The following is a 1,298-nucleotide window of genomic DNA, read 5'->3' as shown; positions in this document are numbered from 1 at the left end:
CTTGAACTGCACCCCATTTGTTAGACAGTATGATATACTGGATAACAAGTGGGGTGCTTCATTATGCCAAAAGGAATACCAAACAAACGATACACGCCAGAATTTAAGAAACTAGTGATTGAAACGATGATGGCGGAAAAACTGAGCTACTGCGAAACAGCAAGACAGTTTGAAGTAAGCAGCGATACTCGAATCAAGGACTGGGAGCGAATATACCTAACGGAAGGACCGGAAGGCTTTGCAGTAGAGCGACATGGCCGTGGAAGTAAGGGCCGTCCCAAGAAACTGCCCACAGCTGTGGAAGAGGACTTACTGGCCGAGGTGCAGCGGCTGCGTGCGGAGAATGAATACCTAAAAAACTTGCAAGCCTTGGTTTTGGAGAGAGAGCGACGCCAGGGGAAAAAGCCCAGGTAGTCCAAAAACTAAGGCCAAAATATGCTTTGCCCCTCCTTCTTGAAATCGCTCAACTGCCTCGTGCGACCTTTTACTACCACCTGAAACGCATGCAAAAGGCAGACAAATATGCTCAAGAAAAAACAGAAATTGCCGCTATCTATCACGAAAACAAAGGAAGATACGGTTACCGGCGTATCACAATGGTGCTTCGTAGCAGAGGGTTTCTCCTGAACCACAAGACTGTCCAGCGGCTTATGAGAAAACTGGGCTTGGTTTGTCGTGTCAGAATCAAGAAATATCGTTCTTATAAAGGAGACATGGGCAAAATTGCCCCTAATCTGCTGAACCGGGATTTCCATGCAGAGAAGCCAAACCTGAAATGGGTCACTGATGTGACGGAGTTCAGCCTGTTTGGCCAGAAACTGTACCTTTCTCCCATTCTGGATTTACACAATGGGTATCTGATTACCTATACAATTTCTGAACATCCAGTTCTGAAGATGGTAACCTCCATGCTTAATAAGGCTTTTGAAAGCATACCGGATGGGACAGATCTGATTCTCCACTCAGACCAGGGCTGGCAATACCAGCATAAGCAGTACCAGCAGATGTTAAAGTGCAAGGGTATCCGGCAAAGTATGAGCCGCAAAGGGAATTGCCTGGATAATGCTGTGATGGAAAATTTCTTTGGCCTGCTCAAAAGCGAGTTGCTGTATCTCCAAGAATTTGAATCTGTGGAACACTTCAAGCAGGAACTTCTGGACTATCTGGACTACTACAACAACCGCCGCATCAAAGCAAAGCTAAAGGGCTTGCCGCCTGCAATTCACAGACAACAAGCCCTTTCAGCTGCTTGAACAATTTTTGATAGAAATATTGTCTAACTTTTTGGGGTCACTTCA

At 45.8% G+C, this 1,298-nt stretch carries 2 protein-coding genes; both read left to right on the top strand.

Features of this window, described 5'->3' with window-relative positions:
• Positions 1–63: 63 nt before the first annotated feature.
• A complete protein-coding gene (locus H6A25_RS12485; protein ID WP_204752443.1) occupies positions 64–414 on the top strand; it encodes a helix-turn-helix domain-containing protein in 351 nt (116 codons plus the stop codon).
• Positions 415–440: 26 nt separating this feature from the next.
• A complete protein-coding gene (locus tag H6A25_RS12480) occupies positions 441–1,253 on the top strand; it encodes an IS3 family transposase (protein ID WP_243423370.1) in 813 nt (270 codons plus the stop codon).
• Positions 1,254–1,298: the final 45 nt, after the last annotated feature.

Origin of the sequence: Intestinimonas butyriciproducens (genome assembly GCF_016901775.1) — a bacterium.
Taxonomy (GTDB): domain Bacteria; phylum Bacillota; class Clostridia; order Oscillospirales; family Butyricicoccaceae; genus Pseudobutyricicoccus.
The sequence above is the reverse complement of the archived record's forward strand: the minus strand, read 5'-3'. Positions and strand labels throughout refer to the sequence as shown.

What these genes read in the sequence shown, in the direction of transcription:
- H6A25_RS12485 (WP_204752443.1), top strand. Translation starts at nt 64, where the DNA reads ATGCCAAAAGGAATACCAAACAAACGATACACGCCAGAATTTAAGAAA.